The 25,021-nt window shown below is 71.4% G+C and carries 18 protein-coding genes; 7 read left to right on the forward strand and 11 right to left on the reverse strand.

Going from position 1 to position 25,021, the window contains the following annotated elements:
* Window position 1: 1 nt before the first annotated feature.
* The 7 genes from ACFQ0P_RS11780 to hrpA all read right to left on the reverse strand — a co-directional run bounded on the left by ACFQ0P_RS11780 (window position 2) and on the right by hrpA (window position 10,643).
* On the reverse strand, window positions 2-1,093 hold the full coding sequence (locus tag ACFQ0P_RS11780; RefSeq protein WP_378772233.1) for a sugar ABC transporter substrate-binding protein: 1,092 nt from the start codon (window positions 1,091-1,093) through the stop codon (window positions 2-4).
* Window positions 1,094-1,096: 3 nt separating this feature from the next.
* Entirely contained in the window at window positions 1,097-2,284 is a 1,188-nt protein-coding gene (locus ACFQ0P_RS11785; protein ID WP_378772236.1) for an ROK family transcriptional regulator, read from the reverse strand.
* A gap of 146 nt (window positions 2,285-2,430) precedes the next feature.
* Complete coding sequence (locus tag ACFQ0P_RS11790) at window positions 2,431-3,294, reverse strand: NYN domain-containing protein (RefSeq protein ID WP_204978885.1); 864 nt, start codon at window positions 3,292-3,294, stop codon at window positions 2,431-2,433.
* A gap of 1 nt (window position 3,295) precedes the next feature.
* Window positions 3,296-4,291: a Gfo/Idh/MocA family protein gene (locus ACFQ0P_RS11795; RefSeq protein WP_204978886.1), complete on the reverse strand. Its 996-nt coding sequence runs from the start codon at window positions 4,289-4,291 to the stop codon at window positions 3,296-3,298.
* 46 nt (window positions 4,292-4,337) lie between these two features.
* Window positions 4,338-5,702 (reverse strand): O-acetylhomoserine aminocarboxypropyltransferase/cysteine synthase family protein, encoded by a 1,365-nt coding sequence (locus ACFQ0P_RS11800; RefSeq protein ID WP_204978887.1) that lies wholly within the window; start codon window positions 5,700-5,702, stop codon window positions 4,338-4,340.
* 58 nt (window positions 5,703-5,760) lie between these two features.
* A complete protein-coding gene (locus ACFQ0P_RS11805) occupies window positions 5,761-6,702 on the reverse strand; it encodes a quinone oxidoreductase family protein (RefSeq protein ID WP_204978888.1) in 942 nt (313 codons plus the stop codon).
* A 29-nt stretch (window positions 6,703-6,731) separates the two neighbouring features.
* A complete protein-coding gene (gene hrpA, locus ACFQ0P_RS11810) occupies window positions 6,732-10,643 on the reverse strand; it encodes an ATP-dependent RNA helicase HrpA (protein WP_204978889.1) in 3,912 nt (1,303 codons plus the stop codon).
* Window positions 10,644-10,785: 142 nt separating this feature from the next.
* On the opposite strand from hrpA, the gene ACFQ0P_RS11815 reads away from it, so the two are divergent.
* Window positions 10,786-11,625 (forward strand): aldo/keto reductase, encoded by an 840-nt coding sequence (locus ACFQ0P_RS11815; protein ID WP_204978890.1) that lies wholly within the window; start codon window positions 10,786-10,788, stop codon window positions 11,623-11,625.
* Window positions 11,626-11,632: 7 nt separating this feature from the next.
* A complete protein-coding gene (locus ACFQ0P_RS11820; RefSeq protein ID WP_204978891.1) occupies window positions 11,633-13,471 on the forward strand; it encodes a thioredoxin domain-containing protein in 1,839 nt (612 codons plus the stop codon).
* Here the strand turns inward: ACFQ0P_RS11820 and ACFQ0P_RS11825 are convergent.
* The gene (locus ACFQ0P_RS11825) at window positions 13,468-15,090 is read right to left on the reverse strand and encodes a dolichyl-phosphate-mannose--protein mannosyltransferase (RefSeq protein ID WP_378772242.1); all 1,623 of its coding nucleotides are present in this window, start codon (window positions 15,088-15,090) and stop codon (window positions 13,468-13,470) included. The two genes, ACFQ0P_RS11820 and ACFQ0P_RS11825, sit on opposite strands and share 4 nt — an antisense overlap.
* Before the next feature lie 67 nt (window positions 15,091-15,157).
* Here ACFQ0P_RS11825 and rsmI point away from each other — a divergent pair, with 67 nt between their 5' ends.
* Genes rsmI through ACFQ0P_RS11840 form a run of 3 tightly spaced genes read left to right on the forward strand, consistent with a single transcriptional unit; the run spans window position 15,158 to window position 18,479 of the window.
* The gene (gene rsmI, locus ACFQ0P_RS11830; RefSeq protein WP_204978893.1) at window positions 15,158-15,976 is read left to right on the forward strand and encodes a 16S rRNA (cytidine(1402)-2'-O)-methyltransferase; all 819 of its coding nucleotides are present in this window, start codon (window positions 15,158-15,160) and stop codon (window positions 15,974-15,976) included.
* A gap of 41 nt (window positions 15,977-16,017) precedes the next feature.
* Window positions 16,018-17,592, forward strand: a complete 1,575-nt coding sequence (metG, locus tag ACFQ0P_RS11835; protein ID WP_204978894.1) for a methionine--tRNA ligase — start codon at window positions 16,018-16,020, stop codon at window positions 17,590-17,592.
* An 8-nt stretch (window positions 17,593-17,600) separates the two neighbouring features.
* A complete protein-coding gene (locus ACFQ0P_RS11840; RefSeq protein ID WP_378772243.1) occupies window positions 17,601-18,479 on the forward strand; it encodes a TatD family hydrolase in 879 nt (292 codons plus the stop codon).
* Window positions 18,480-18,589: 110 nt separating this feature from the next.
* Here the strand turns inward: ACFQ0P_RS11840 and ACFQ0P_RS11845 are convergent, their stop codons facing one another.
* Both ACFQ0P_RS11845 and ACFQ0P_RS11850 read right to left on the reverse strand, forming a co-directional pair.
* The gene (locus ACFQ0P_RS11845; RefSeq protein WP_204978895.1) at window positions 18,590-19,894 is read right to left on the reverse strand and encodes an MFS transporter; all 1,305 of its coding nucleotides are present in this window, start codon (window positions 19,892-19,894) and stop codon (window positions 18,590-18,592) included.
* A 41-nt stretch (window positions 19,895-19,935) separates the two neighbouring features.
* Window positions 19,936-21,396 carry a sugar porter family MFS transporter gene (locus ACFQ0P_RS11850; protein ID WP_204978896.1) on the reverse strand — a complete coding sequence of 487 codons (1,461 nt, stop codon included), beginning with the start codon at window positions 21,394-21,396 and terminating at the stop codon, window positions 19,936-19,938.
* Window positions 21,397-21,475: 79 nt separating this feature from the next.
* Here ACFQ0P_RS11850 and rsmA point away from each other — a divergent pair, with 79 nt between their 5' ends.
* Window positions 21,476-22,318, forward strand: a complete 843-nt coding sequence (gene rsmA, locus ACFQ0P_RS11855; RefSeq protein ID WP_204978897.1) for a 16S rRNA (adenine(1518)-N(6)/adenine(1519)-N(6))-dimethyltransferase RsmA — start codon at window positions 21,476-21,478, stop codon at window positions 22,316-22,318.
* Window positions 22,319-22,422: 104 nt separating this feature from the next.
* Window positions 22,423-23,340 carry a phosphodiesterase gene (locus ACFQ0P_RS11860; protein WP_204978898.1) on the forward strand — a complete coding sequence of 306 codons (918 nt, stop codon included), beginning with the start codon at window positions 22,423-22,425 and terminating at the stop codon, window positions 23,338-23,340.
* On the opposite strand, the gene ACFQ0P_RS11865 is transcribed toward ACFQ0P_RS11860, so the two are convergent.
* Window positions 23,288-24,910, reverse strand: a complete 1,623-nt coding sequence (locus ACFQ0P_RS11865) for a stealth family protein (protein WP_204978899.1) — start codon at window positions 24,908-24,910, stop codon at window positions 23,288-23,290. The two genes, ACFQ0P_RS11860 and ACFQ0P_RS11865, sit on opposite strands and share 53 nt — an antisense overlap.
* Window positions 24,911-25,021 lie beyond the last annotated feature (111 nt).

Consider the following 25,021-nt stretch of genomic DNA (forward strand, 5'->3'; position numbering starts at 1 on the left):
ACTACCCGATGCCCGCTGCTTCGCACGCATCGGCGTACTCGGGGGTGCAGATGTCGTCGACGGTCCAGAATCCGTCCGCCACGACCGTCTCGAGGATGTCGTCGACGGTCACCGCCACGGGATCCAGCAGGGTCGTCGGGACCCCCTCGATCTCCATCGGCGCCGTGACCTGCTCGCCGTTCAGCAGCGCCACGGCGACCTCGGCCGCGAGCTCGGCCTGCGGCTTGATCGCCTTGTAGACGGTCATGTGCTGGTCACCGGAGACGATGCGCTGGAGAGCGGCGAGCTCGGCATCCTGCCCTGTCACGATCGGGAACGGATCCACGTTCGCGGCCTTCAGGGCCGCGACCGCGCCGCCGGCCGTGCCGTCGTTGGCGGCGTACACCCCGACGATGTCGTCGCCGTACTGGGCGATCTGGCCCGCGACCCACTCCTGGGCCTTGTCGGGACTCCAGTCGGGCGTCGAGTACTCCGCCAGCACCTCGAGTCCGCTCGCGTCGATGATGCCGTGGGCGCCCTTGCGGAAGAGCGCCGCGTTGCTGTCGGTGGGGGAGCCGTTCACCATCAGGATGCCGCCGCCCTCGGCATCCTCGAGGGCCTCCACGAATTCGGTGGCCTGGAGGACGCCCACCTTCTCGTTGTCGAACGAGATGTAGTACGCGAGGTCGCCGCCCGCGATCAGGCGGTCGTAGGACACGACGGGCACGCCCTTCGCGTTCGCGGAGCGCACGATGCTCACCGCCGCGTTGGCGTCGACCGCGTCCAGCACGAGAACGCCCGCTCCCGCCGCGAGCGCCGACTCCGCCTGCTGCTGCTGCTTCGCGGCATCCTGGTCGGCGTTCGCATACAGCACGTCGTAGTCCCCGAGCTCGGCGACGCGCGCTTCGAAGAAGGGGCGGTCGAACGTCTCGTACCGGGCGGTCTTGGCATCGGGGAGCAGGAGGGCGATCGATCCGTCGCCGTCGGCGGGTGGACCCGCGGGGGCCGCGCACGCGACGGCGGATGCCGCGACCGTCGCCGCGAGGACCATTCCCGCCGCCACGCGCCCGAGCGCCCTCCTCAGAACCTCGCGTCCTGATCTCGACCGCACCATGGGCTACGCCGTGTACGGGAGAGCTTGGGCATCGACGGTCACATGATCGAGCGCGATCGCGATGGCGCCGCGAGTCTCGGCCCATTCGCCGAACGACGCGCCGACGATCTCGGGGAGACCGTCGGCGGAAGCGAGCGCCGTGCGCTCGAGCGAGTGCCGCATGGGGGCCATGAGGATCTCGCCGGACTGCGCGAGCTCGCCGCCGACGATGATCAGCTCGGGGTCGAAAAGGTTGCAGAGGCTGGCTGCCGCGATGCCGATATGGCGTCCGGCATCGGCGATCACGCGCCGCGAGCTGCCGTCGCCCGCCTCCGCCGCCTGCAGGAGGTCGCCGAGCCGCTGCATCCCGTCGCTCGGCGGGAAGAGCGACATGAGCGCGGGCCCGCCGGCGTACATCTCGAGGCAGCCGCGGTTGCTGCACCGGCAGATCGGGCCGTTCTCATCGATCGTCACGTGACCGATCTGACCCGCTTTGCCGTTGACGCCGTGGAAGAGGTCCCCGCCGACGATGAGCCCCGCGCTGATGGTGTGGCCGACGCGGATGAACACCGACGACGACGCTTCGCGTCCGTTTCCCTCGCGCGCCTCGGCGAGACCGCCGAGGTTGGCCTCGCTGTCGACGTAGACCGGTCGCCCGATGCGCGCCGACAGGCTCGCGGCGACGTCCACGCCTTCCCAGCCGCGCAGGAGACCCGGCGTGGACACCATTCCGGTGCGCGGATCGATGGGCGCCGGGAGGGCGAGTCCGACCGCGAGGAGATCGGACACGGAGCCGCCCAGGGACTCCATCATGTCGCCGAGCAGCAGACTCAGCCGGTCGAGCTCGGCATCGTGCCGGTGGTCGAGGGGCAGCGGGAGGGACGACTGCGTCACGATCGCGCGCGCCGTGTCGGCGATGGCGATGTGCAGCTGCCGTGAGCTGAAGTGCACGCCCGCGACGAGCCCCAGCTGCCGGGCGAGCGACACCAGCGTGGCGCGCCGCCCGCTGCGGGAGGTGAACGAGGTGTGGAGGATGCCAGAGGCGGTGAGCTCCTTGACGATGTTGGACACCGTCGCCGGCGACAGCCCGGTGCTGCCCGCAAGCTCGACCTGCGTCAGGCGGCCGTGTCGCTTGAGCGACTCGACCAGGCGCGCGCGATTGGCCTCGCGGAGCGAGGTCTGCGATCCCGGCGGCGGGTTTCGGCGTGCCACAGGCGACACTCTAGCCGACGGGCGATTTCGGGATCGGCGCGGGCCCGCGGACTCAGCGCGGCTCAGGAAGTCTGCCGCACTCAGGACCCAGCTCCGCGGAAGGAACCTGAAATCGGCAGATCTCCTGACATGGGCAGAAGGCGGACTCAGCGCCGGTCGGCGGCGAGGCGGATGAGCACGACGTTGCCCGACTCGTCGACCTCGGCGATCGACGGATGCGCCTTGACGAACTCCGAGAAGCTCTTGTACCCGAGGGCCTTCTCGGAGAACGACGGGTCGAGTCTCTTGATGAGACTCTTCACCGCCGACGCATGCTGCCAGTCGACGTCATCCTTGTCGGTCTCGAGACGCAGCGCTCGATCGAGCAGGGCCTCGGCGGGGTCGGCGGCGGAGGCGCGCGCGCGGCGACGCGCAGGCGCGGCATCCTTCCGGGCCTGCACGGGAGCGGCGACGCCGGGCAGGGCGTCGTACGAGTCGAACTGGTCGCACGCGGCGGCGAGGGACTTCGCCGTGGAGCCGGCCACGCCGACGCCGACGACGAAGCGCCCGAGGCGCTTGCACCGCTGCGCGAGGGGGACGTAGTCGGAGTCGCCCGCGACGATCACGACGTGCGTGAGGTCGGGGAGACGGAACATGTCCTCGACGGCGTCGACGGCGAGCCGGATGTCCGCGCCGTTCTTCGCGTAGGCCGCGGCCGGGAAGAGCTGCACGAGGTCGACGGCGCGGGCGACGAGCTGCGAGCGGTACACGGCGTTCACCGGGGAGGACCAGTCCGCGTAGGCGCGGGTGAGGACCAGGGTCCCGAACGACGTGGCGTAGTCGATGATGGCGCCGACGTCGATCGTGGCGGCGGTGAGCCGCTCGGAGATCTCGGGGTTCGCGGCATCCGAGATGATCTTCTGCCGGTCGCGCGAGTAGGAGTTCTTCCCGTGCACGCGGTCGTACCACGACATCACGATGTTGTCGAAGTCGAGGTACACCGCGACGCGGGCGTTCTGCAGCTCCGTCATGTCACTCCTCGCCGGGATAGCGCACGCCGACCAGCCCGCGGATCTCGTCGAGTGTGGACATGATGGCCACGGTCTCGTCGATCGGCAGCAGCGGGCTGTCGGTCAGCCCGCGGGCGAGGTAGTCCTCGGCGGCGAGCGCCTGGTACTCCATGCCGCGCCCGCGCACGTCGGAGGCGTACTCCTCCACCACCGTGCCGTCGGACGCGACCACCCGGAACGACGTCGGGCTGTACCAGACCCGGTCGATGTCGATGCGGGCGTCGGTGCCGACGATGTGCGCTGTGTTGGGCCCCACCGCGCGGGACGCCGACAGCGAGGTCGACAGTGCGCCCGAGGCGTGCGACATCACGGTGGCGATCTCGGTGTCCGCGCCCGTGTCGCCCAGGCGTGCCGAGGCCGTGATGGCCAGGGGCTCCCCGAGGACGTCCCACGCGAACGAGACCGGATAGATCCCGAGGTCCAGCAGCGCGCCGCCGCCGAGCTCGAGCGCATTGAGGCGGTGCGCGGGATCGGAGGAGATGCGCTGGGTGTGATCCGCCATGAGCGCGCGGATCTCCCCGAGTGCGCCCGACGCGACGATCTCGCGCACGCGCGCCATGTGGGGCAGGTAGCGCGTCCACATCGCCTCCATCGCGAGCAGGCCGCGGTCGGCGGCGACGTCGCGCACCGCCGCCGCCTCGTCGCCCGTGAGCGTGAACGGCTTCTCGACGAGCACGTGCTTGCCGTGCTCGAGAGCGAGGATCGCCTGCTCGGCATGGAACGGGTGCGGCGTCGCGATGTAGACGATGTCGACCTCGGGGTCGGACACGAGATCCTCGTACGAGCCGTGCGCGCGTGCGATGTCGAAGTCGGCCGCGAACGAGCGCGCGGACTCGGCGCGACGGGATCCCACGGCGACGAGGTCGAGGCCCGCCGTGCGCAGGTCGGAGGCGAAGTCGCGGGCGATGCCGCCGGGACCGAGGATGCCCCAGCGCAGGCCGGGCGGGGAAGAGGTCATGCCCCGAGCGTAGCGACCGGTGACCCCGCTCGCGCCCCCGGTGCCGTCACCGGGCGGCGGCGCCGGCCAGCTCGGAGGCGGCGGCGGCCGATGGCGCACCCGCGAGTGCGCGATCGAGATCGGCGATGATGTCGCGGACGTCTTCGAGTCCGATCGACAGTCGGAGGGTCGTCCACGCGATGCCGGCCTCGTCCAGCTGCGCGGGCGACAGGTGGCTGTGGGTCATCGAGGCGGGGTGGGCCACGAGGCTCCGGGCATCGCCGATGTTGGCCACGAGCTTGACCACCCGCAGCCGGGAGACGAACGCCTCGGCTGCGGCGAAGTCCGCCTCGACGTCCCCGGTGCCGTGGAGGTCGAAGGCGAACACCGAGCTCGCGCCGCGGGGAAGGTACCGCGCCGCGGCGGCACGCCACGGACTCGATTCGAGCTCCGGGTGGTGCACGCGCGCGACGGCGCCATGCGCCTCGAGGAATCGCGCGACCTCGAGCGCGCTCGCGGAGTGGCGCGCGACGCGCAGGTCGAGCGTCTCGAGCCCCTGCAGCAGCTGGAAGGCGTTGAACGCGGAGAGCGAGGGACCGAGGTCGTGCACGTACTTCGTCTTGACGAGGGCGATGAACGGCGATCCGGTGGCGCCGAACCGCTCGATGAGGCTCCCTTCCGGCACGCGGGGGTACACCTCGGTCAGCTGGGGCCAGCGCCCCGGCTCGGCCGCGAAGTCGAACGTGCCGAGGTCGACCACGACGCCGCCGAGCGATGTGCCGTGCCCGCCGAGGAACTTCGTCGCCGAGTGCACGGTGATGTCGGCGCCGTAGTCCTTCGCGCGCTGGAGGTAGGGGGTGGCGACGGTCGCGTCGATCACGAGGGGCACGCCCGCCCGGTGTGCGGCATCGGCCACGGCGCGCACGTCGAGCACCTGCGCGATCGGATTCGTGATCGACTCGGCGAAGAACGCCCTCGTGGTGGGGCGGATCGCGGAGGTCCAGGCATCCAGGTCGTCCTGATCGACGAACGTGACCTCGATGCCCCAGTCCGCGAACGTGTCCTGCAGCAGGTCGACGGTGCCCCCGTAGAGCTGCCGCGCGGCCACGATGTGCTCACCCTGCTTGGCCAGTGCGAGGAGCGCGAGCGCGACGGCCGCCTGGCCGGAGGACACGGCGGCCGCGGCGATCCCGCCCTCGAGCTCGGCGACCCGCTTCTCGAGCACCAGCACGGTGGGGTTCGCGGCGCGGCTGTAGATGTTGCCGTCCCGTCGGAGCGCGAACAGGTCGCGTGCCTCGCGCAGCGAGCCGAACTCGAACGCATTGGACTGGTGGATCGGCGGCACGGCGGTGTTCTCGGCGACGCCCGCGGTGAACCCCGCCTGCACCTGGGCGGTCGCGAAGGAGCGCGGGGCGTCAGACATGCGTCCCATTGTCGGCGGGGGATGCCTCGCCCCGCGTGCCGTGTGTCGAACTGTTGCGCCGGGCCGGTCAGGGGATCAGGGCGACCTTCCCGTCCGTTCCCTGCTCGATGAGGCGGTGGGCCTCGGCTGCGTCGGCCAGGGCCAGGCGGGGGCCGAGCTCGACGGAGAAACGGCCCGCGGCCAGGAGTGCGAGCGCGACGGGGACGGCCTCGTCGCGCCATGCGAGCTGCTGAGGCGTCAACGGCGTGGGGGAGCCGCCCGAGAAGGCGCGGATGCCGAGGGCCGCGGCATCCCGTCCGCGTACGAGCGTCGCGATGCGGGACCTGTCGGCGATGAGGTCGACGGACGTCTGCAGGGCCTCGTCGGTGCCGGCCGCGTCGATGGCCGCCGTGACGCCGCCGGGAGCGAGCGACCGCACACGATCGGCGAGACCGTCGCCATAGGCGACCGGGATCGCACCGAGGTCGCGCACCGTGTCGGCGCGGCGGTCGGAGGTCGTCGCGATGACGGTCGCACCCCACAGCACGGCCAACTGGATCGCCGCCTGTCCGACCGCGCCGGAACCGGCGTGGAGCAGAAGCATGTCGCCCGGCCCGACGGAAAGCGAGCGGAGCGCCTGGTACGCGGTCCCGACGGGGATGCCCAGCGCCGCGCCCTGAGCTGCGGACACCGTCGCGGGGCGACTGTGCACGCGCGAGGCGTCGATGGCGATGTCCGACGCGTACGCGCCCTTCGCGCCGGAGAACACCACGGCGTCGCCGATGCGGAATCCGTCGACGTCGTCGCCCACCGCGGTGACGATGCCGGCACCGTCGGAACCCACCCGGCGCGGCTCGGTGATCTTCGGGGAGGGACGGCGTCCCGATCGCAGCTTGGCGTCGATCGGGTTGACGCCGGCCGCCTCGACGCGGACCGCGACCTGCCCGGCCGCAGGGATCGGCGTCGGAATCTCGATCGGGCGGAGGATCTCGGGTCCTCCGATCTCGGTGTACACGATCGCTGTGGCCATGGCAGGCGCAACCTCCTCGTCGTCGGGGACTATTCCCGCAGAGCCTTCTGGATGCGCTGCAGCGACACCGGCTCCGCCGTGCCCAGCTGCTGGGCGAAGAGGCTCACGCGCAGCTCTTCGAGGAGCCAACGCGCGTGCTCGATGGCGGGCGTGGCGCCGGCGGGGGCTGGAATCGTGCCCCCCGCCTCGGCGAACACCGTCGCCGCGCGCTCGAACTCGGTCATCCGCTGCCGGTCGCGTCCGGGATTGTCGGGCAGGGAGCGGACGCGCTCGAGCGCACCGCGCAGGTACCGCGCCAGGTGCGCGAGGCGCGCGAGGCCGGTGCGGGACACGAAGCCGGGATACACGAGTCCGGCGAGCTGACCCTTCACGTCGTTCAGCGTCCCGAGCAGCGTCAGCGAGTTCTGCTCCCGCACCGCGCGCTCGACGTCGCGCGCCGCGGTCAGGATCCGCGCGGTGAGCGACACGGTGTCGAAGAGTTCGTCGACGACGGCGGCCGAGAGCGCGTCGCGGACGGTGTCGAAGGCCGCGCGGGTCCGCACGGGGTCGCCGCCGGTCGAGCGCTCCGTCACGGCGTCGGCGACGGCGACGCGCGCATCCTCCACGAGGGCCTTCGCCGACGGGTACGGGGATGCCGCGACCGCGAGCTTCTCCGCCGACGTCAGGTGGTCGAGCACATACGCCGAGGGGGAGGGGACGGAGAGAAGGAGAAGACGGCGGACTCCTGCCCGCGTCGCGCGCGCGGCGGCCTCGGGCGTGGACTCGATCCGCAGCGCGACGGACTGGCCCTCGTCCACGATCGCGGGGTATCCGCGCACGACGCCGCCCGCGACCTTCGTGTCGACGACATCGGGCAGATCGTCGAACGACCAGTCGGTCAGGCCGGTCCGCTCGGCGAACGCGGAGGTCGCCGCCGGCGCGGCGTCTGCCGGGCGAGGTCCGCGCCGGGAGGCGGCGGGTTGGGGCTGCCGCGACAGGGAACGGGCGACCGACGCGCGGGCGCGGCCGGAGAGCCGATCCTGCAGCGCGGCGAGGTCGCGGTCCGTGCCGACGGCGCGCCCGCGCTCGTCGACGGCGCGGAACGACACCAGCAGGTGCGCAGGCACCCGCTCCAGCTCGAAGTCCGCGGCCGTGACGGGCTGGTTGGCGACGCGCTGGATGCGGGCGGCCAAGGCTTCGCGCAGGCCGACGGGGGGCAGGCCGTCGTGGGACTCGGGGCCCTGTCCGGCCAGCTCGGCGGCGAAGGTCGCCGCCCAGTCGCCCGCGGGCACCACGTGTCGGCGGATCGCCTTGGGAAGCGACCGCAGCAGCGCGGTGATGAGCTCGTCGCGCATCCCGGGGACCTGCCAGTCGAACCCGTCGGGTCGCAGCTGGGCGAGGAGCGCGAGCGGCACGACCACCGTCACGCCGTCGTCCGGCGCGCCGGGCTCGAACCGGTATGCCAGGGAGAGCACCTGATCTCCCTGTTGCCATCGTGCGGGGAAATCCCGCTCGTCGCCCCGCGACGCCTCGTCGACGAGGTCGGACTCGGTCATGTCGAGCAGCCGGGGGCTGCGCGCGACCGTGTCGCGCCACCACGACTCGAACGAGCGCACGTCGAACACGTCGGCGGGGATGCGCGCGTCGTAGAAGCGGTACACGGCCTCGTCGCCGACGAGGATGTCGCGGCGACGCTCCCGCTCCTCGATCTTCTCCAGGCGGCGGCGCAGTTCGAGGTTGCGCCGCTCGAAGGCGGTCAGCCGTTTGTCGAGGGACGAGGCATCCCATTCGCCGTCCACGAGCGCGTGCCGGAGGAACAGCTCTCGCGCGAGCGGCCGGTCGAAGCGGGCAAGCTGCACACGGCGCTTCGGGATGATCTCGACGCCGAAGAGCGTGACCTTCTCGTAGGCGGATGCCGCGCCCGCCGCCTTCGACCAGTGCGGCTCGCTCAGCCGCCGCTTGGCGAGGTCACCCGCGAGGGGCTCGGCCCACTCGGGGTCGATGGCGGCGACGGTGCGCGCGAAGAGGCGGGAGGTCTCCACGACCTCGGCTGCCATGACCGCGGTGGGTCGCTTCTTGCGGAGCGCCGACCCGGGGAAGATCGCGAACCGCGTGCCGCGGGCTCCGAGATACTCGGCGGAGCGCCGTTCGGCGGATCGTTCGGGCTTCGCGCCGCGCGCCGGCGCCTTCGCGGTCGTGCGGTCGTCGAGGATGCCGATCTGGGAGAGCAGTCCCGAGAGGATTGCGCGGTGGATGTCGTCGGGGTCGGCCGTGCCGTCCGGCGTGGACCGGCGGATGCCGAGGAGCGCGCTGAGCTGACGGTGGACGTCGGCCCACTCGCGCACGCGTACGTAGTTGAGGTGCTCCTGGCGGCACAGGCGCCGGAACGCGCTCGAGCCGAGTTGAGCCTGCTTCTCCTGCAGGTGGTTCCACAGGTTCAGCAGGCTCAGGAAGTCGCTCGTCGGATCCGCGAAGCGGGCGTGGAAGCGGTCCGCCTCCTCGCGGCGCTCTTCGGGGCGCTCGCGGACGTCCTGGATCGACAGCCCGGCGACGATCGCGAGGACGTCGCGCAGCGCGCCACTGCGCCGCGCCTCGATCAGCATCCGGGCGAATCGCGGGTCGATGGGCAGGCGCGCGATCTCGCGCCCGAGGTCGGTGAGACGCGGCGCGCCGTCGCGGCGCTGTTCGCGCACGGCGCCCAGCTCGACGAGGAGGTCGAGGGCGGCTTTGACGCCGCGCGAGTCGGGCGGCGTGAGGAAGGGGAAGGAGGAGATGTCGCCGAAGCCGAGCGAGAGCATCTGCAGGATGACCGAGGCCAGGCTCGTGCGGAGGATCTCGGGTTCGGTGAACGCGTCGCGCGCGGCGAAGTCGTCCTCGGCGTAGAGGCGGATGGCGATGCCGGGGCTGGTGCGTCCCGCGCGGCCCGACCGCTGCTGGGCGGATGCCTGCGAGATCGCCTCGATCGGCAGGCGCTGGATCTTGCTGCGGTTGCTGTAGCGGGAGATGCGCGCGGTCCCGGTGTCGACGACGTAGCGGATGCCGGGGACGGTGAGGCTGGTCTCGGCGACGTTCGTCGCGAGGATGATGCGGCGACGGACTCCCGCAACCGCGGATCGCTCGAAGACCCGGTGCTGCTCGGCGGCGCTGAGTCGCCCGTAGAGCGGGAGCACCTCCGTGGGAGCCGAATCCTTCGCGTACATGCCGCGGACGGCATCCATCGTGTCGCGGATCTCGGCTTCGCCGGGTAGGAACACCAGGACATCGCCGGCGGGCTCGCGATCGAGCTCCCGGAGGGCGGCCGTGATGCCGTCGACGTCGTCGGCGTCTCCCGGCTCGGCACCCTTCGGCGCCTGCGCGGGGGGCCGGTAGCGCACCTCGACCGGGTAGGTCCGTCCGGAGACCTCGATGATCGGCGCGGGCGTTCCGTTGCGGTCGGCGAAGTGCTTCGCGAAGCTCTCGGGATCGATGGTGGCGCTCGTGATGACGACCTTGAGATCGGGCCGCTCGGGCAGGATCCGCGTGAGGTAGCCGATGAGGAAGTCGACATTGAGCGACCGCTCGTGCGCCTCGTCGACGATGATCGTGTCGTAGCGGCGCAGCAGCCGATCGCGGTGGATCTCGTTGAGGAGGATGCCGTCGGTCATGAGCGCGATGCGCGTGTCGGCGCCGACCTTGTCGGTGAAGCGCACCTTGTAGCCCACGGTCGACCCGAGCGGGATCTGAAGCTCTTCGGCGATCCGCTCGGCGATCGTCCGAGCAGCGATGCGGCGCGGCTGCGTATGCGCGATCCGTTCGCGTCCCAGCTCGAGGCAGATCTTCGGGAGCTGAGTCGTCTTGCCCGACCCGGTCGCGCCCGCCACGATCACGACCTGATGGCCGCGGATCGCGCGGGCGATCTCGTCCCGGGCGGCGCTGACGGGCAGCTCCGGGGGATAGGAGATCACGGGCTCGGGCGCGGACATAGCCTTCGATCGTATCGCGGTCCGCGCCCTGGCGCCGGAGGGGGCGGCAGACCGAACGCCCGCCGCTGCCGAGCGAACCCGATCTGGGGCTGTACCCGTCCTCCTGACCTTCTGGCCCCCCGACGCTCCTAGGCTTGATCCCATGGCAACGACCCCCACCGTGAAACTCAACGACGGCCACGACATCCCCCAGCTCGGCTACGGCGTATTCAAGGTTCCGCCGGCGGACACCGAGCGCGCCGTCAGCGAAGCGCTCGAAGTCGGCTACCGGCACATCGATACCGCCGCGATCTATGGCAACGAGGAGGGCGTGGGCGCCGCCGTCGCCGCGAGCGGCATTCCGCGTGACGAGCTCTTCATCACCACGAAGCTCTGGAACGACCGCCACGACGGCGATGAGCCGAACGCCGCCATCGCCGAGAGCCTCGGCCGGCTCGGGCTCGAGCACGTCGACCTGTACCTCGTGCACTGGCCCACCCCCGCGCACGACAACTACGTGCACGCGTGGGCGAAGCTCGTCGAGCTCCGCGACGCGGGGCTCACGCGCAGCATCGGCGTATCCAACCACCTCGTGCCGCACCTCGAGCGCATCGTCGCCGCGACGGGCGTCGTGCCCGCCGTGAATCAGATCGAGCTGCACCCCGCGTACCAGCAGCGCGACATCACCGACTGGGCGGCCGCGCACGACGTGCACATCGAGTCGTGGGGTCCGCTCGGACAGGGCAAGTACGACCTCTTCGGCGCCGAGGCCGTGACCGCCGCCGCTCAGGCCCACGGCAAGAGTCCGGCCCAGGCCGTGCTGCGCTGGCACCTTCAGAAGGGGTTCATCGTCTTCCCCAAGTCGGTCCGTCGCGAGCGGCTCGAGGAGAACCTCGACGTCTTCGACTTCGAGCTGACCGACGCCGAGATGGCCGCGATCGACGCCATGGACCAGCCCGACGGGAGCGGACGCGTCAGCGCCCACCCCGACGAGGTCAACTGACATCCGTATGAACCGTCGCCTCACGGAGGCCACGAGCCCGTACCTCCGCTCCCACGCGGACAACCCGGTGCCGTGGTTCCCGTGGGGCGACGCCGCGTTCGACGAGGCCCGCCGGCGTGACGTCCCGGTGCTCGTCTCGATCGGCTACTCCACGTGCCACTGGTGCCATGTCATGGCGCGCGAGTCGTTCCAGGACCCGGCCACGGCCGCCGACCTGGAGTCCGGCTTCGTGTCGATCAAGGTCGACCGGGAGGAGCATCCCGAAGTCGACGCCGCGTACATGGCGGCCGCGTCAGCGTTCACCGCCCACCTCGGCTGGCCTCTCACCGTCTTCGCGACCCCGGACGGACGCCCGTTCTTCGCCGGGACCTACTTCCCCCCGGAGCCGCGCGGCGGACTGCCGGCGTTCCGGCAGGTGCTCGCGGCCGTGCGGGAGGCCTGGGAGGAGCGTCGCGACGAGATCGACGGTACCGCCGGCGCGGTCGTCGAGGCTCTCGCCGACGTCCGGGCGCGCGCGGGGGACGAGGCATCCACCCTCCCCACGGTCGATGACCTCACCGCTGCCGCCCGCGCCCTCGCCGGCCGCGAGGATCCCGAGTACGGCGGCTTCGGCGCCGGAGAGGGCCCGAAGTTCCCCGTCGCGACAGCGCTGAGGTTCCTGCAAGCTCGGCTCGTGCGGGAGAACGCACCCGAGGCATCCGCGGTCGCCGACCGCGCCCTCGCCGCTATGGCGTCCTCCGCGCTGCGGGATCCGGTCGAGGGCGGCCTCTTCCGCTACGCCACGCGGCGCGACTGGTCCGTTCCGCACTTCGAACGCATGCTCACCGACAACGCGCAGCTGCTCGATGTCGCGCTCGCGGCCGGACATGAGCCCACCGCGCGCGGCATCGCACGGTTCCTCATCGACGTGCTGCAACAGCCTTCCGGTGGATTCGGCGCGGCGCAGGACTCGGAGTCCTGGATCGACGGCGCGCGCAGCGAAGGCGGCTACTACGAACAGGATGCCGCGGCCCGCGCCGCCCTCGAGCCGCCGGCCGTCGACGGCAAGATCGTCACCGGCTGGAACGGTCTCGCCATCGGGGCCCTCGCCCGGGCGGGCGCGCGCGTGGGCGAGGAATCCTGGATCGAGGCGGCGCGCTGGGCCGCCGATGCCGTGCTCGAGACCAACACCACCGCGGACGGCCGCCTGGTGCGCGCGTCGCTCGACGAGATCCCCTCGCGCGCGGCAGCGACCCTCTCCGACTACGGCCAGCTCGCGGGCGGCCTCGTCGCCCTCGCCGTCGCGACCGCAGAACCCGCCTACGCCCTGCGCGCGGGTGAGCTCGTCGAGGCGTGCGTCGCCCCCGACGGCACCCTCGCCGTTCCGGGCGGGGGAGACCCGGTTCTCGCCGCTCAGGGACTCGCCGCGCCGGACGCCTCCTCCGACGGCGACGAGCCGTCCGGCCCCGCGGCCCTCGCCGAAGCCGCCCTCGCGCTATGGACACTCGGAGCCGGACCACGCTACCGCGAGGTCGCCGAGCGGATCGTCGCATCCGGTGTCGCCGCGGCCCTCGCCCAGCCGCTCGCACACGCCGCGCTGCTGCGGACCGCGGCAGCCCTGACGATCCCGCCCCGGCAGGTCGTCGTCGTCACCGACGACGCAGTCCACCCGCTCGCCGCTGCGGCGCGGAGCCTCGACGCGGACGTCATCGCCGTCGTTTCCGCCGCCCGGGCACGGGAGTTCGCCGCGGCGGGATTCGCGCTCTTCGAGGCCAAGACTTCCACCTCTCCGGCGACCGCGTACGACTGCCGCGACTTCGCGTGCCGCCTCCCCGTCACCGAACCCGCCCTGCTCGGCGGAGACTAGACCCAGGTGGGCAGCCAGTTGTGCAGCCGCCAGAAGTCGTACGGAACGGGCATCGCGGAGATCACCGGATACCAGAACGCCGCGAGCGCCAGCGCGACGCCGAGGAACACCCACACGAGCCGCTGACCCGTATGGCGCCGGTAGGCCTCCGCGTGCCGCGGCCCGGCGATGTCGCGGAGCGCGAAGGTCAGGGCGAGCAGGACGAAGGGGAGCACGAGCACCGTGTAGAACTGGAAGATCGTCCGCTCGGGGAAGAACAGCCACGGGACGTAGGTCAGGCCGATCCCGGTCAGGACGAACGCGTACCGCCAGTCGCGCGCGACCACGAAGCGATACGCGAGGTACAGCACGGCGGCGACGCCGGCGTACCAGACCAGCGGGTTCGGGATGCTGGAGATCACCGACGAGCAGCCGTTCACGGCGGTGCACCCGTCGACTCCGAGTGCGTCGTGGTGGTAGTACATGCCGGTCGGACGGATGAGCAGCGGCCACTGCCAGGCCGGACTGGCGTAGGTGTGCCCCGACGTGATCGAGGAAGCGGAGTTCAGCATCGTCGTGTGGTAGATCCACAGGCTCTGCAGCGGCAGCGGCACCCACGAGAAGAGCCCGGTCGCCGGCGCCGCGTCGGCCGCGTGCCGGTCGTATCCGCCGTCGGTCACCAGCCAGCCGGTCCACGACGCGAGGTAGACGCCGACGGCGACGGGGACGAGCAGGACGAACGTCGCCACGCCCTGGCGGATCGCATCCGTGGGCCAGAACAGCACGCCGGCACGTCGCCGCGCGAGGGCATCGGTCACGACCAGGTAGATGCCGAGCCCGGCGAGCACCCAGGCGCCCGACCACTTGACCGCCGACGCCGCGCCCAGCGCGACGCCCGCGGCGAGGATCCATGGCCGGTTCCACAGGATCGGTCCCCACGCGGGCGGCTCGTCGCCGTCGTAGCGCGCCGCCACGGTCGTGGCGATGCGGGTCATCGTGCGCTCGCGATCCAGCAGCACGAAGAGGAACCCCAGCAGCACGAAGAAGGTCAGCGGGGTGTCCAGCAGAGCGACGCGGCTCATCGCGATCGCCATGCCGTCCACGGCCATCAGGAGCCCCGCGACCACCGCGAACGTCGTCGAGCCGGTCAGTCGCCGGGCGATCAGCATGAGCACGAGCACGGCCGCCGTGCCCAGAAGCGCCGTCGTGATGCGCCATCCCCACCCCGACTCGGGACCGAGCACCATCATCCCCAGCGCGATGATCCACTTGCCCAGCGGGGGATGGATGACGAACGCCGCGCTCTGGCTGAACACGTCGACATCGCCGGCCAGGAAGCTCGCGTTGCCCTCGGACGGCCAGGATGCCTCGTACCCCAGCTGCGACAGCGTCCACGCGTCCTTGACGTAGTACGTCTCGTCGAACTGGTTCATCAAGTCGTGGGCCGCCGCGAGGTTCCACAGGCGCAGAACGGCCGCCAGCAGGACCACGAGCGCGGGACCGAGCCACGCGTAGAGGCGGCGGGCCGAGACATCCCGCGCCAGGCGATCGGAGAAGCGCTCGTAGAGGCTCGGACGCACGGCGGGCAGCAGCGGCTCGGCCGGCGTGCTGTCGTCCAGTCGAGGGGCGGCGTGCGTCACGGTGACAGTGTAGGCGGGCTCCGCGCGACCACTCTGGGAGCGCGGCGAGCCGCCGTAGGCTGAGGGCGTGATCATCCTCGCGGCGACCCCGATCGGCAACCTCGGCGACGCGTCGAGACGGCTCGTGGAGGCGCTCGAGACCGTGACGGTCGTCGCGGCCGAGGACACCCGCACCACGCAGCGCCTGCTCGCCGCCCTCGGAATCGCGAATCGGCCGCGGCTCATCGCCCTGCACGACCACAACGAGAAGGACCGTGCCTCCGAGCTCGTCGAGCTCGCCCGCGACCGGGACGTGCTCCTGCTGAGCGACGCCGGCATGCCCACCGTGAGCGACCCGGGCTACGGGGTGGTCGCCGCCGCTGCGGCGGCCGGCGTCACCGTGACGGCGATCCCCGGACCGAGCGCCGTCCTCACGGCGCTCGCCGTCTCCGGTCTGCCGACGGACCGGTTTGCGTTCGAGGGCTTCGTCCCCCGCAAACCGGGGGAGCGGGCCGCCGCGCTGCGCGCCCTCGCGGCCGAACCGCGCACGCTCGTGTTCTTCGAGGCGCCCGGCCGCGTGGCCGGGACCCTGTCCGACATGGCTTCCGCGTTCGGCGACGACCGACGTGCCGCGGTGTGCCGCGAGCTCACCAAGCTCCACGAGGAGGTCGCGCGGGGGACGCTGTCCGAACTCGTCGCGTGGGCAGAGGGGGGCGTTCGCGGCGAGCTCGTGATCGTCGTCGCCGGTGCGGCGCGGCGCGAGGTCGCCTTCCCCGACGCGGTCACGCAGGTCCTCGAGCTCGTCCGGTCGGGGACGCGTCTGAAGGATGCCGCGGGCGAGGTCTCCGCGTACACCGGCCACTCGTCGCGCGAGCTCTACCAGGCGGCGCTCGCCGTCCGCGGGTAACACCGGCCGGGGCGCCCGCCCCGCGCGACTAGAATCCTCGGGTGACTTCCGGCCGTTCCTTCTACATCACGACGCCGATCTACTATCCGAGCGACGTGCCCCACATCGGCCACGGCTACACGACCGTGGCGGTCGACACGCTCGCGCGCTGGCACCGCCAGGCCGGCGACGACACCTGGATGCTGACGGGCACCGACGAGCACGGCCAGAAGATGATGCGCGCCGCCTCGGCGAACGGCGTCACGCCGCAGGAGTGGGTCGACAAGCTCGTCGGCGAATCGTGGTTCCCGCTGCTGAAGACCCTCGACGTCGCCAACGACGACTTCATCCGCACGACGCAGCCGCGTCACGAGGAGCGCGTGAAGCAGTTCGTCCAGGCCATCTACGACCGCGGGTACATCTACGCCGGCGAGTACGAGGCGCTGTACTGCGTGGGGTGCGAGGAATTCAAGCCGGAGTCCGAGATCGTCGACGGCACCGGTCCCTTCGAGGGCCTGAAGGTGTGCGCGATCCACTCGAAGCCGCTCGAGCTGCTCCAGGAGAAGAACTACTTCTTCAAGCTCTCCGAGTTCCAGGATCGCCTGCTTGAGCTCTACGCCGGCAGCGACTTCATTCGCCCGGAGTCGGCACGCAACGAGGTCGTCTCGTTCGTGAAGCAGGGTCTGAAGGACCTGTCGATCTCGCGCTCCGCCTTCGACTGGGGCATCACCGTGCCGTGGGACGAGTCGCACGTGATCTACGTGTGGGTCGACGCGCTGCTCAACTACGCCACAGCCGTCGGCTACGGCGGGGACCCCGAGCAGTTCGCGCGCCGCTGGCCGGCCTTCCACGTGGTCGGCAAGGACATCCTGCGCTTCCACGCCGTCATCTGGCCCGCCATGCTGATGGCCGCGGGTGTCGAGGTGCCGCGCGGGGTGTTCGCGCACGGCTGGCTCCTCGTCGGCGGCGAGAAGATGTCCAAGTCGAAGCTCACCGGCATCGCGCCGACCGAGATCACCGACGTGTTCGGCTCCGACGCCTATCGCTTCTACTTCCTGTCGGCCATCGCCTTCGGGCAGGACGGCTCGTTCTCGTGGGAGGACCTGTCGGCCCGCTACCAGGCCGAGCTCGCCAACGGCTTCGGCAACCTCGCCTCGCGCACCACCGCGATGATCGAGCGCTACTTCGAGGGCATCGTGCCACCCGCAGGCTCGTACGCCGAGGCCGACCTGCACATCCAGAAGACGGTGGCGGATGCCGCGGCCGCCGCGGACGCGGCGATCGAGCGGTTCCGGATCGACGAGGCGATCACCTCGGTCTGGACGATCGTGGACGCCTTGAACCTCTACATCACCGAGAACGAGCCGTGGGCGCTCGCGAAGGACGAGGCCCAGCGCGAGCGCCTCGGCACCGTGCTGTACACCGCCGCCGAAGGGCTCCGCGCGCTCGCGGTCCTGCTGTCGCCGGTCATGCCCGTGTCGACCGAGAAGCTGTGGATCGCGCTCGGTGCGGCCGAGACGCTCGGTCGGCTGCAGGACCAGCCGATCCGCGAGGCCGGGGGCTGGGGCATCCTGAAGCCGGGCACGTCGGTGAACGGACTCGCCCCGCTCTTCCCGCGCGTCGAGCAGTCGGTCTGAGCGACCCGGTGACTGACCCCAGCAACTACGTCCGGACCCGCGAGCAGGGGTCGCGCGACGTCAGCTACCCCGACGCGCCGGAACCGCTCGCCGTGCCCGTGTACGACAACCACGCCCATCTCGAGATCGAGGACGGCGTCGGGTTGTCGCTCGACGAGCAGCTCTCCCGAGCGGGGGAGGTGGGCGTGATCGGCGTGGTGCAGGCCGGAGGCGACATCGAGTCCAGCCGCTGGTCGGCGTGGGCGGCGGCGTCCCATCCGCGCGTGCTCGCCGCCGTCGCCATCCACCCGAACGAAGCGCCCGCGTATGCGGCCGCAGGACGCCTGGACGAGGCGATCGGCGTGATCGATGAGCTGGCCGCGCAGCCCCGCGTGCGGGCGATCGGCGAGACCGGGCTCGACTTCTTCCGGACCGATGAGTCCGGGCAGCCGACCCAGTTCGAGAGCTTCGAGGCGCACATCGCGCTGGCGAAGACGCACGGCCTCGCGATGCAGATCCACGACCGCGACGCCCACGACGCCGTGCTCGCGACCCTCGAACGGGTCGGCGCGCCCGAGAAGACGGTGTTCCACTGCTTCTCGGGGGACGAGGCGATGGCGCGAATCGCCGCCGAGGAGGGGTACTACCTCTCGTTCGCGGGCAACGTCACGTTCAAAAACGCCCAGAACCTCCGCGACGCGCTCCGGGTGACGCCGCGCGAGCGCATCCTGGTCGAGACGGATGCCCCGTTCCTGACGCCGACGCCGCACCGGGGCCGCCCGAACGCCCCCTACCTGATCCCGGTGACGGTGCGTTTCCTGGCGCAGGAGCTCGGCGTCGACCTCGACGAGCTGTGCGCCCAGATCGCCGCGAACACGCTCGAGGTCTACGGTCCGTTCGAGGACTGAGCGCGGCGACGCACCGGCGGCAGTTTCCGGCGAGCGCTGCGTCGCGCGACGCTGCGGATGCCGCGAACTGCAGCGCCAGGGCTCCGGCGGGCGACCGCCCGAGCGACGGCTCAGTCCGGCAGCGGCATCCCGCCCGCGCCCGGCTCGTCCTCGGGACGGATCCGGTCGACCTCGTCCGGGTCGAGAACGGGCTTGGCCGCGGCGATATGGGAGATCGAGCGCCACACGAGGGCGAGCGTGATCGCGGAACCGGCGAACGCGAACCACCACGGAGCCGTGAGCCCGAACAGCTGCGCGAGGACGCCCCCGATGAACTGCCCGATCACGAGCCCGCCGAACACGCCGACCATGTTGACCGACGCGATGCGGCCCTGCAGTGCCATCGGCACCAGTCGCTGGCGGACGGTCGTCGAGATGGTCGCCCAGATGAAGGCGTACAGGCCGAAGCCGAACATGATCGCGAACGCCACGACGGGCGAGGTCGTCAGCGCGAACCCGAGGTGCATCAGCACCTCGCACGACAGGCATACCCGCATGAGCGTCGCGAATGACACGCGCTTCTCGAGCCATCCGAACGCGAAGACCGCGACGAATCCTCCGAGCGCGGAGGCGGTCGTGAGTGCCCCGTAGCCGACCGGACCCATGCCGAGGTACTCGGTGGCGTACAGCACGAGCACGCCCCACGGCGCCGCCCACGTGATGTTGAAGACGAGGATGATGACGACGAGCGTGCGCACCGGTGCGTTGTGACGCAGCCAGCGCAGTCCCTCCCGGATCGCGTGCACCTTCGTTCCGCGGTCGGCGGCGGGATGCTCCGGCACCGGAGTGCGCGAGATCCTCGAGATGAGCAGCACGGCGAGGCTCACGCACAGCACCTGCAGGACGAAGGGCCAGAACGAGCCGACGGCGAAGAGGAACGCGCCCAGGGGCGGACCGGCCAGCTGATTGGCGACGAGGAAGCCGGCCTGCATGCGCGCGTTGCCGATGCCGAGGTCGGCGGGCTTCACGACCATCGGCAGGAGGGTGCTGCCGGCCGAGTCGGCGAACACCTCGGCGGTGCCGTAGAGGAAAGCGGTGGCCAGCACGATCCAGACGGTCGCCTGTCCGGTGAGGAGGAACACCACCAGGAGCCCCACGATGACCGCCCGCAGCCCGTTGGCCAGCATCACCAGTCGGCGCCGGTCGTGATGGTCGGCGACAGCACCGGCCAGCAGGCCGAACAGCAGCCACGGCAGGAACTGCATCATGGCGCCCGCGGCGACGAGCACCGCCGAATCGGTGAGCGAGGCGATCAGCAGGGGTGCGGCGGCCAGGGCGATCCCGTCGCCCAGGTTGCTGGTCCACGAGGAGGACAGGAGCCAGCGGAAGTCCCGTCCCATCCGGCGGGGCGCGATCAGCTCGCCGAGAGAGGGCATCCCACGATCCTATGCCCGCGCGCGCGGCGTGCCCGTGGGTGTCAGGACGAGGGCGCGGCCCCGCGGTGGGTGAAGAGCGTCTCGGTCTGCTCGATGTCCATGCCCTTCGTCTCGGGGATGCGCCACGCGACGTAGACGAACGAGAGGGCGGCGAACACCGCGTACATGCCGTACGTGAGCGGGAGGGACCACGACGACATCGCGGGGAACGAGATCGTGATGAGGAAGTTGGCGATCCACTGGGCGCCCGCCGCCACGCCCAGCGCCTTTCCGCGGATGCGGCTCGGGAAGATCTCGCCGAGCAGCACCCACACGAGCGGCCCCCACGACGCGCCGAAGCCGATCACGAAGACGTTGGCGGCCACGAGCGCGATGGGTCCCCACGGTGCGCCGAGCTCGACCTCGCCCTGCGCGTTGGTGGTCGAGAACAGGAACGAGACCGCCATGAGGCCGAGCGACAGGGTCATCATCACCGAGCCCGTGAGCAGGATGGGCTTCCGACCCACCCGGTCGACGAGGAAGATCGCCACGAGGGTCACCAGCACGTTGGTGATCGAGGTCACGACGCTGATCAGGAACGAGTCGCCCTCGTCGAACCCGACCGACTGCCACAGGCTCGTCGAGTAGTAGAAGATCACGTTGATGCCGACGAACTGCTGGAAGACCGACAGGATGATGCCCACCCACACGATCCGCTGGAGCCCCAGCACCGGTCCGCGCAGCGACACCCCGGCGTTCTTGCGGTCGGTCTCGATCGCGGTCTGCAGATCGCGGATCGTGTGGTCGAGGTCGGCGGGCGGCACGAGCTGCGCGAAGATCGCGCGGGCCTCGTCGGTCCTCCCTTTCGCCAGCAGGTACCGCGGGGACTCGGGAAGCGTGAACGCGAGGATGCCGTACACGGCCGACGGGACGACCCCCACGATGAACATCCATCGCCAGGCCTCCAGGCCGAACCACAGGACGTTGTCGGCGCCGCCCGCCGCACCCGCGAGCAGGGCGTCCGAGAGCAGCGCCGAGAAGATGCCGATCGTGATCGCCAGCTGCTGCAGCGACGCCAGGCCGCCGCGGATCTGGCGTGGGGCGATCTCGGCGATGTAGGCGGGTGCGACGACCGAGGCGATGCCGATGCCGAGTCCGCCGATCACGCGCCACAGCGCGAGATCCCACACGGCGAAGGCGAGACCGGCGCCGAGCGAGCTGACGAAGAACATGATCGCGCCGAGGAACATCACCCGCAGCCGGCCCCAGCGGTCCGACAGGTTGCCGGCGACGATCGCCCCGACCGCGCAGCCCAGCAGCGCGATCGCGACGACGAAGCCGGTGAGGACGTCGTTGATGGCGAAGTCCTGGGAGATCGAGTCCACGGCGCCGTTGATCACCGAGGAGTCGAAGCCGAAGAGGAAGCCCCCGACGGCAGCCGCGACCGAGAGGCCGATCGCTCGTCGTCCGTAGGGACTCTTGAGGGAGAACGCGTCCGCGGGGATCGATCCGGTGCCGGCCATTCCGTCACGCTAGCGTGCGCCGCGGACAGGGGCGAGAGGGCCGCACGGCGCGCGGAAGATCAGTCGGTAGGGTGAACCCATGCCCGTGTCCCTCCTCGGCGCCGCCGAGATCCGCGCGCTGGCCGCCGACCTCGACGTCACTCCCACCAAGAAGCTGGGTCAGAACTTCGTCGTCGACGCCAACACGGTGCGCAAGATCGTGCACGTGGCCGAGGTCGCGGCGGGCGACTCCGTGGTCGAGGTGGGCCCCGGGCTCGGCTCCCTGACCCTCGCGATCCTCGAGGCCGGAGCATCCGTCACCGCCGTCGAGATCGATCATCGCCTCGCCGCGCGGCTTCCGGCGACCGCCGCCGCGCACGGCGTGGCGGACGGCGCGCTCACCGTCGTCGACGCGGACGCGCTGCGGATCACCGAGCTCCCCGGCGACCCGACGGTGCTCGTGGCGAACCTGCCGTACAACGTGTCCGTCCCGGTGCTGCTGCATTTCCTCGAGACGTTCCCACGCCTCGAGCGCGGAGTGGTCATGGTCCAGGCGGAGGTCGGCGAGCGCCTCGCCGCCCCACCCGGATCCAAGGTGTACGGAGCCCCCAGCGCGAAGGCGGCGTGGTACGGGCGGTGGCGCCTGGCCGGCACGGTGTCGCGTCAGGTCTTCTGGCCGGTGCCCAACGTCGACAGCGTGCTCGTCGGCTTCCATCGCGACCCGGAGCCGCGGGGGAGCGAGGCGGAGCGCCGCCGCGTCTTCGCGATCATCGACGCGGCGTTCCAGCAGCGCCGGAAGATGCTGCGTCAGGCGCTCGCGGGTGTGCTCGGAGGCACCGCGGCCGAGGCATCCGCCGTTCTCGAGAGGGCGGATGTCGCGCCCACCGCGCGCGGCGAGGAGCTGTCGATCGACGACTTCGCGCGCATCGCGCGGGTGATCTGACCCCAAGGGTTCCCTCAGCGTTCACCGCGTTTCACCTGGGAGCGACGAAACACGCCGGTAACATTCCCGCAAGTCCCGTCTCGTCCACGGGGCGGGGAGTGGAGATGCCGACCGCCGAGCACCCGGACCCGGAGCGGGTCCTGCTTCATATCAGCGACACCCACCTGCGCGCGCACGGTTCGCGCCTCTTCGACCTCGTCGACGGCGCCGAGCGCCTCGCGCGCGCCCTCACCGCCATCGAGGGCAGCGGCATCCGTCCCGATGCCGTGGTGTTCACCGGCGATCTCGCCGACCTGGGCGAGCCCGGCGCCTACGCCGACCTGCGCGGTCTCGTCGAGCCGTTCGCCGAGCGCATCGGCGCCCGTGTCTTCTGGGTCATGGGCAACCACGACGACCGCGACGGCTTCCGCCGCGCGCTGCTGGATCAGCCCGGAGGGACCGCGCCGGTGGACGACGTCGCGGAGCTCGACGGTCTGCGGCTGATCACTCTGGACTCCACCGTGCCCGGCCACCACCACGGAGAGCTCCGAGACGAGCAGCTGGCGTGGCTGGCGGACGTCCTTGCGACCCCCGCACCGCTGGGCACCATCCTCGCGATGCACCACCCGCCCGTTCCGAGCGTGCTGCCCCTCGCGGCGAGCGTCGAACTCCGCGATCAGCGACGCCTGGGCGAGGTCCTCCGCGGCAGCGACGTGCGCGCCATCATCGCGGGGCACCTGCACTATTCGACGTTCGCGACGTTCGCCGGCATCCCGGTGTCGGTGGCGTCGTCGACCTGCTACGCGCAGGACCTCACCGTCCCGACGGGCGGGACGCGGCCGCAGGACGGCGCGCAGGCGTTCAACCTCATCCACCTGTACGACGACACCGTGGTGCACTCCGTCGTCCCCGTGGACGCGCCGCGGACTCTCGAGCACATCGACGCCGCCGAGGCGCAGCGCCGCCTGGCAGACGCGGGGATCGGACCGTTCAGCGACGCGCGGAGGGATGCGCCGACCGCGCCGATCGCTCTGCCGCGGTGAGCTCGGCGCGCTCCCACGGGGCGCGCACCGGGAACATGCGCTCGAGCGTGTCCCGCACGACCCGCGTGCGCAGCTGCTCGGGCACCTCGGTCTCGCCGCCGTCGTTGAGGCAGAACATGTCGACGTCGGTCCGCCGCGCGAGACGCTCCATGCGCGCGAGCGAGGCCGCGAGCGTGGTCTGCACGTACCGCGTCCGCGGCTGCCGCGTCGCGACGGCCCGCCCGGTCATGAGCGCGTAGTAGTGGTACAGGCTGTTGGTCACCGAGATGTCCGTCGCGGAACGGAAACGGGATGCCGCGGTCCTCGCGAAGTCTTCGGGGAAGGTCTGCTCGAGCTCGGCCATCACGCTGCGGCGCAGCGGCGTGGCGCAGTGCTCGAGGTCGCGCACGATCGAGCGGCCGAATCGATCGGCCAGCAGGGCACGGTTCACGCGCAGCCCGTTGTCGTGACCGCTGCGATGAGCCGCGGGACCGCCGGCGCCGATACGCACCTCGCACTCGACGAACTTCGTCAGGCCGCCGGGGGTGAAGAACATCTCGGGCTCCACGAGCCGGCCGAAGAACATGTCGTCGTTGGAGTACAGGAAGTGCTCGGCCAGCCCGGGAATCCGGTGGAGCTGCGCCTCGACGGCGTGGGAGTTGTGCGTCGGGAGGACGGCGGGGTCGGCGAAGAACTCCTCGCTGCGCACGATCGTCACCTTCGGGTGCTCGACCAGCCACGAGGGAGCGGGCGAATCGGTCGCGATGAAGATGCGCCGCACCCACGGGGCGTACATGTGCACGCTGCGCAGGGCGTACCGCAGCTCATCGACGTGCCGGTACCGGGCCGGTCCGGCGTCGCCCTCGCCGACGACGTACTCCTCCATGCGTGCGGCGCGCTGCCGCTGGAACTCGCTGGACGAGCCGTCGACCCACGAGAACACCATGTCGACGTCCTCGGCGAACTCGTGCGGCTGCAGGTCGAACATGCCCGCGAGGGAGGGCCACATCCTCCCGTAGCGCTCGACCATGACCGGCTCGAGGTCGGTGACGGGGGTGAGGCGCCGGGTGAGCGCGTTGTCGTGCGGGGCCTCGACGAGCTCCTCCCCGAATCGCCAGAACTCGACTCGCGCGCCCAGCGATGCGCCGTAGCGCAGTCCGCCCGCGCGCGCGAGCCGCGGACGGAAGACGCGCAGCATTCGCGGGGCATCGGGCGGAACGGTCGCCTCCGTCGCCCGCTGGGCCTGCTTCCCCTTGCCCTTGACGTAGAGGGGTTCGCGCTCACCGGCCGATGCGAGCGCCGTCATCGCTTCGACGCGCCGCGACAGATCGACGACGAGCGCCGGGACCCGACGGTCGTGGCGGATGAGGAGGACCGGGATGCCGGCGGACTCGAGGGCGTCGGCGACGAGGAGCAGATCCGCGGTGCGCGCCTCTTCGGGGGTGACCGAGTCGTGCACGAGATGGAGCCAGCCGCCCTCGAGCGCGATGTCGGGGCGCGCGAGGAGCGACGACCAGCTGTCCTGGGGGTTCGGCACGACCGAGAGTGCGGGCAACGGATCCTCCTTCGCTGCGGGGGGTGAGGGCCGCATCGCGCGGCCGGGCCTTCTCACCCTAGGCACTCTGCGTTACGGCGACGTTTCCGCCGATGCCCTTGACAGCGTCTCGGCGGGTGTGCCTGGCCTCTTCGCGCACACCCTGCG

Source organism: Microbacterium insulae, assembly GCF_042677065.1.
Lineage (GTDB): Bacteria > Actinomycetota > Actinomycetes > Actinomycetales > Microbacteriaceae > Microbacterium > Microbacterium insulae.

What these genes read in the sequence shown, in the direction of transcription:
- ACFQ0P_RS11805 (WP_204978888.1), bottom strand. Translation starts at nt 6,702, where the DNA reads ATGGCCACAGCGATCGTGTACACCGAGATCGGAGGACCCGAGATCCTC.
- ACFQ0P_RS11845 (WP_204978895.1), bottom strand. Translation starts at nt 19,894, where the DNA reads ATGCCCTCTCTCGGCGAGCTGATCGCGCCCCGCCGGATGGGACGGGAC.
- ACFQ0P_RS11850 (WP_204978896.1), bottom strand. Translation starts at nt 21,396, where the DNA reads ATGGCCGGCACCGGATCGATCCCCGCGGACGCGTTCTCCCTCAAGAGT.
- ACFQ0P_RS11800 (WP_204978887.1), bottom strand. Translation starts at nt 5,702, where the DNA reads ATGGGACGCATGTCTGACGCCCCGCGCTCCTTCGCGACCGCCCAGGTG.
- rsmA (WP_204978897.1), top strand. Translation starts at nt 21,476, where the DNA reads ATGCCCGTGTCCCTCCTCGGCGCCGCCGAGATCCGCGCGCTGGCCGCC.
- hrpA (WP_204978889.1), bottom strand. Translation starts at nt 10,643, where the DNA reads ATGTCCGCGCCCGAGCCCGTGATCTCCTATCCCCCGGAGCTGCCCGTC.
- ACFQ0P_RS11795 (WP_204978886.1), bottom strand. Translation starts at nt 4,291, where the DNA reads ATGACCTCTTCCCCGCCCGGCCTGCGCTGGGGCATCCTCGGTCCCGGC.
- ACFQ0P_RS11865 (WP_204978899.1), bottom strand. Translation starts at nt 24,910, where the DNA reads ATGCGGCCCTCACCCCCCGCAGCGAAGGAGGATCCGTTGCCCGCACTC.
- ACFQ0P_RS11780 (WP_378772233.1), bottom strand. Translation starts at nt 1,093, where the DNA reads ATGGTGCGGTCGAGATCAGGACGCGAGGTTCTGAGGAGGGCGCTCGGG.
- ACFQ0P_RS11815 (WP_204978890.1), top strand. Translation starts at nt 10,786, where the DNA reads ATGGCAACGACCCCCACCGTGAAACTCAACGACGGCCACGACATCCCC.
- ACFQ0P_RS11860 (WP_204978898.1), top strand. Translation starts at nt 22,423, where the DNA reads ATGCCGACCGCCGAGCACCCGGACCCGGAGCGGGTCCTGCTTCATATC.
- ACFQ0P_RS11790 (WP_204978885.1), bottom strand. Translation starts at nt 3,294, where the DNA reads ATGACGGAGCTGCAGAACGCCCGCGTCGCGGTGTACCTCGACTTCGAC.
- ACFQ0P_RS11820 (WP_204978891.1), top strand. Translation starts at nt 11,633, where the DNA reads ATGAACCGTCGCCTCACGGAGGCCACGAGCCCGTACCTCCGCTCCCAC.